This is a genomic window from uncultured Caldilinea sp., from assembly GCF_937128415.1.
Classification (GTDB): domain Bacteria; phylum Chloroflexota; class Anaerolineae; order Caldilineales; family Caldilineaceae; genus Caldilinea.
Genome location: NZ_CAKZMJ010000003.1, coordinates 1 through 5,000, shown reverse-complemented (window position 1 = coordinate 5,000; position 5,000 = coordinate 1). Strand labels below are relative to the sequence as shown.

At 61.5% G+C, this 5,000-nt stretch carries 5 protein-coding genes (1 of these 5 running past the window's edge); all 5 read right to left on the bottom strand.

The window, feature by feature from the left end:
• Positions 1–735, bottom strand: the 5' portion of a protein-coding gene (locus Q0367_RS00230) for a tetratricopeptide repeat protein (RefSeq protein WP_298980538.1). Its footprint begins 1,443 nt before the window's first position; only the first 735 of its 2,178 coding nucleotides appear in the window; it begins with the start codon at positions 733–735; its stop codon lies off the left edge, out of view.
• 29 nt (positions 736–764) lie between these two features.
• Entirely contained in the window at positions 765–1,094 is a 330-nt protein-coding gene (locus tag Q0367_RS00225) for a hypothetical protein (protein ID WP_297629958.1), read from the bottom strand.
• Positions 1,095–1,116: 22 nt separating this feature from the next.
• Positions 1,117–2,751: a DASS family sodium-coupled anion symporter gene (locus tag Q0367_RS00220; RefSeq protein ID WP_297629955.1), complete on the bottom strand. Its 1,635-nt coding sequence runs from the start codon at positions 2,749–2,751 to the stop codon at positions 1,117–1,119.
• Between the two features lie 96 nt (positions 2,752–2,847).
• A complete protein-coding gene (locus Q0367_RS00215) occupies positions 2,848–3,993 on the bottom strand; it encodes a lipopolysaccharide assembly protein LapB (protein ID WP_297629952.1) in 1,146 nt (381 codons plus the stop codon).
• 8 nt (positions 3,994–4,001) lie between these two features.
• Positions 4,002–4,835 carry a dihydrofolate reductase family protein gene (locus Q0367_RS00210; protein WP_298980537.1) on the bottom strand — a complete coding sequence of 278 codons (834 nt, stop codon included), beginning with the start codon at positions 4,833–4,835 and terminating at the stop codon, positions 4,002–4,004.
• Positions 4,836–5,000 lie beyond the last annotated feature (165 nt).

Genomic DNA, 5,000 nt, shown 5'->3' with positions numbered 1-5,000 from the left:
GTCGCCCTCCTGTCCGCCCAGGTTGCGCAATGCGCTCTCCAGCTCATCGAAAGAGAACTCTTCCAACAGCCCAAAAATGAAACGCATGCACATCGGGCTGCTTTGAGCCAACGTGTAGATCGCCTCGGCGTGGCGTTGCGCTCTCCCGCGCACGGTCTGCGGCGCGCGCGCCGCAATGAACGCATCCAAATCCTCGCGAGGAAGGCCGGTCAGATGGATGTGTTGGTGCTGCACCAAACTGGCGATATTGGCGCTGAACTTGCGATCGATCAGGATGATGCGCGACTTGCCTTCACTTTCATGGAGATGCCCGATAATTTCCACCAGGGTGGCGAGCTCGCGTTCGGTGGCGCCCGCCAGTTTGTCGAGGATCAACAGACGGCGTCGCTTGTACAGTTGTTCGAGGATGCCGATGCCCCAGCGATCGTCGCTGGAGCGCGTGAGCGCAGTGCCCAGCACCGTATCCATCGTGCGCACCACGTCGTAGAGGCGGAAAGGGCTGATGCCTGCAGGGCTGACCTGGATGATGCCGTCGGAGAAGTGGTGGAAATGGTTCCAGGCGGCGGCGACGGCCAACGTGCTCTTGCCGTCGCCCTGTTCTCCGCTGATGGCGATGGCCGGCAAATCATCCCGGCCGGTCAACCATTCATGCAGCGTAAGAAGGCGGGCGCGGCTGCCCACAAAACCTTGCAGCCGGTAGGCGGTTAAGTTGTTCGGCGTCGCAGCAGGGTCCACAGTAATCTCTCCCGAACAGGGATGGGTCATTAAAGCACAATGCAAGGCCATTCACTGGCTGCGGCGATCTCTTCCTGAATAGACTCGGCGAAGGTGAACCCTTCTGAAAGGCGACCGTAGGCGCGCTGGAGTGCGCTCCGATCCAGCAAAATCAGGTCCGGTCGGGTGCGCCGTGCCAGCTGATTGATGTTGAGCGGCGTCACCGACTCGACATAGTCGACGCGTTCGATCACGCGACGCTCGACTGCCTGGGGGCGCTCGATGGCGTCGCTCACGATCACCTGGATCTCCGGGTTCTTCTGAAGTTGTTGCAGCGCCACCGTGCCGGCGGAATCCGCTCCGATCAACCAGATGCGCATAAGATTTCCTCCTGTAGGTCGTTCAGATCAGCCCCAGTGTCGTCAATGCTAAAAAAATTACGCCGATCAGCAAAACAGAAGGCGCTCCAATGATCAGACCTGTCGTGATCATTTCTTTGCGCGTGACGGCGCCTGACACCGCCACCAACGTCATCCGCGCTGAGGCGCCTGGCAGCATATAGGCGATGCCGAGCGCAAGAAAGGCGGGCAACACCAGCCGAACCGGTTCGATGCCGCTCGCCTGCCCCACCGAGATCAAGAGCGGCGCAAGGATGGCGCCCAGCGCCACATTGTTCATAAACTGAGTCAGTAAAAAGCTGATGCCGATCACCGCAAAGAGCACAACGACGAAAGGAAGTTGCGCCAGCATCGGCGCCAACGACTCGGCGAACCAGGCGCTGGCGCCGGTCTTTTGCAGCGCATCGCCCAGGGTGAAGCCGGCTCCGATCACCAGGAAGATGCCCCAGTTGACGCCCTTGAGGTCATTCCAGTTGACGACCTCGCTGACCGACAGAAAGGCGACGGCCACGATCGAGACGATGGCGCTGCTGAGCAGTGTTTGCGGCAGGCCGAGCATTCCCTCGATCGGGCTGCCGAAGACCCACAACACCACACAAAGGCCGAGCACCCATAGAATTTTGAGTTGCGTCTCTGTGAGCGGCCCAAGCCGCACGAATTCGCGCAATGTGGGCATAATTTCGAGCCTGATCGGAGGCAGCCTGACTACAAGCATCAACATCCACCATGTCAGGGGCATGAGCAAGAGCACGATCGGCGTAGCGTAGATGGCCCAGTCCATAAAGGTGAACGGTCGGATGGCGTTGAGATAGCCGGCGGCGATGGCGTTTTCGCCGCTGCCGACGACGGTCGCCATGCCGCCCAGGCTGGCGGCGTAGGCGATGCCGAGCACAAGGGCCGCCATGACGCGTCGCGCTTGTTCGGGCTGCGGCACATATTGGGCGATGGTGAGCGCCACGGGGATCAACACAGCGGTGGTCGCAGTGTTGAGCACCCACATGCTCAGCAGCGTCGTCATCAACATCAGGTTGAAGAGCAGCCTCGGCAGATGTCCGCCGCTGGAGACGATGGCGTAGATGGCCAGCCGTCTCGTCAGGCCGTGCTTGCGCAGCGCCTCGGCCAGAAAGAGGCTCGAAAGCACCAGAAAAAGCGACGGCTGTGCAAATGCCCCGAAGGCGCCGCCCACATCGTCGATGCCCAACGCCACCTGGGCGACCGGAACCAGGAGCGCCGCAATGGGCAGCGGAGCAGGCTCCAGCGCAAGCATGGCGCCGGTGAACACAAAGAGCGCAATGGCGCGCTGACCTTCCACCGAGAGGTTGTCGGGAAACGGCAACCAGAAGACCGTCGCCGTCAGCCCCAGCACCAGAAAGAAGCGACGCAGGTCGAAGACAGCCTGTCGCGTCGCCTGAAGGGGGTATTGGATGAGCTCCATCGCCGTCCTGCGCCGTTGAATGCGCCGTTTGCTGGTCGTGGTGCGCGTGGTCGCGCTGCGACGAGGAGGGGACGGCGCTGCAGCAGGTTTGGCGCCCGCCTTCGCGGCGGCGGGCGGACGGAGACCATCGGGCTGTTTGCCTGCACGGCGCCAGGACGCTCGCTCCGGCAATGTGGATTTCAAACGCGAGCGATGGAAGGTCATTTCGCACCTGAATGGGTTCTCAGAAAAAGATGGAGCAACGCTGAGCGCCTGCGAAATATGCAGGCGTCGAACGGCGGCTTCTGGAACAGACTCCGTTCAGTTGTTGACCGCACCGGCGCAGAGCCTCATTCCTGCCAAAGCGGGGCCGCTTTGTGGGTTCTTTTCCAACGCTTTTTGCAACCATACGACAGCTTCCTCGCACTCACGAGGCTCTTTATAAACGTGCGCCAATCCTGCAGTGTAGAAATGTTCCTCGCGCGCGGCATCGCCCATCAACCGCAATCCCTTGTCCAGGGCGGCAGCGGCGTCCTCGTAGTTGCGTCGGGCGTACAGGGCCATGCCCAAGGTGATCAGCGCAGGGGCGTAGTTAGGGTCCAGTTCCAGCGCTTGATTGAGGGTACGAATGGCGACAAGATGATCGCCGGTGATGTACAGCCCTTCGCCGAGCGCCGTCAACGTCTGCGGGGTTCTGCTGGCGTCCACTGCAGAGCGATAGGCGGCGATGGCATTGGCGAAATCTCCCAAGCGAATGCGATAGATGCGCGCCTTTTCCAGGTAAAGGTCGGCGCGCTGCGGCGCAAGCGCCAATGCCTGCTCCAGCGCCTGGATCGCTTCCCGCCCTCGTCCTTGTCGATCCAACAGATATGCCTTGTTGCGCAACGCCAGCACATTCTCCGGCTCCAGCTCGAGCGCCCGGTTGATGTAGGCCTCCGCCTGCGCCAGATTGCCGACGTCGGTGTAAATTTCGGAGATGATTGCCAGCGTCTCTGCGTTGTCCGGCTGCAACTCATAGGCGTCCAGTGCATAACGCATGGCGGTTTCGTAGTTGCCCAGCCAATCTTCCGCACGCGCCAGCGCCGCCAGCGCCTCCGGATCGGAAGGCGCCACCTCGACGGCTTTCGCCGCCACCTCGCGCGCCGCCTCCGCATTGCCTTCGATCAGAAACAGTCGCGACTTGACGATGTAAGGCTCGGGGTTTTGCGGATCCAAGGCGGCGACCCTCTCATAGGCGGCGATGGCGCCTGTGTAGTCCCCGCGTAAGAGGGCAGTCTGAGCTTCGGCCAGGAAGGAAGCTGCGCTGCGCGTGGGCGTCGGCGTTGGCTCCAGCGGACGTTCAAACAGCCAGGCCGGCTGCGTTTCATAGAGCACGATGGCGACGGCGATCAGCAGATACAACGGCCAGAAACGCCAGACCCCCCGCTGCCGACGTCGTCGCGGCCGATAGTCGTAGTCCAGGTGCATAGCCGCAATTATATCACAACGGCCTCGCGTCTTCCGTAGCAGGCGAACAACTGACCTGCAGCATCGAACACATGGGGATCGTAGTAGAGGCGAAGCAGCGGCAGATTCACCTCCAACTGCGGCCCTTCCACGATGCTGGAGAAGGGCGCCCCGCCCAGGACGCGACAAACTTGCGTCAGATAAAGGCGATCCAACGCGCCATCCGCCAGCAACATGTGCGCGATCTGCGGTCCGGCGGCGGAGTAGATGAATCGATAGCCCATTTCTCCCATCAGCTGCACAAATGCGCGACCCTGCACCTTTTCGTCGCCCGCCGTCAGCACCTGCCCAAGTTCAGCTTCCAGGGCGCGGACGCGCTCTGGATCGGCCTTGCGATGCGTGACGACGAGCACGCGTCGCCCGCCATGCGTCAACGCCGCCGGGATCGGAAAATCGAGCGACCCGCTGACGACGACCAGGTCAGGCTGCGGCGGGAGCCCTTGCGCCGCCCGCCACGCCTGCAGATCGGCGAAGCGCGGGTCGTCGTAGACGCGCAAAATCTCCTGCGCCTTGCCCGCCGCATAGTCGCGCAGATAGCGGCCGGTGGTGATGATCAGGTCGGCCTGGATCGCCAGCTCCTGGAAGAGACGCCAGTCTCGCTCGTTGGCGATTTGAGGAGGCACTTTCATGCCGCCTTTTTCTTGATCCGGAATGGCGATGCGCCCGTCGAGGCTGGCGACAAAGTTGGCGTAGACGAAGGGCGTCTGCGTTGCCATCCGACGCAGCTCATGCCCAAGATACAGCCCCTTGAGCGGCAGCGTCGCCGTATGTGGATACAGTTGCAGGATCGCGTCGTCTGTCATCTCCAACCCTCATCGCACCTCAATCCGCTCGGCCTGCGGCTCGCCGAGGAAAATGACGCACAAAATGATGCAATTGGTCGATTCAATTTCTTTTCGATACAATGGCGATGCATAGACAAATTTCCCAGTGCATCAATTGTATCATCCGCCCATGGTTTGCCATCA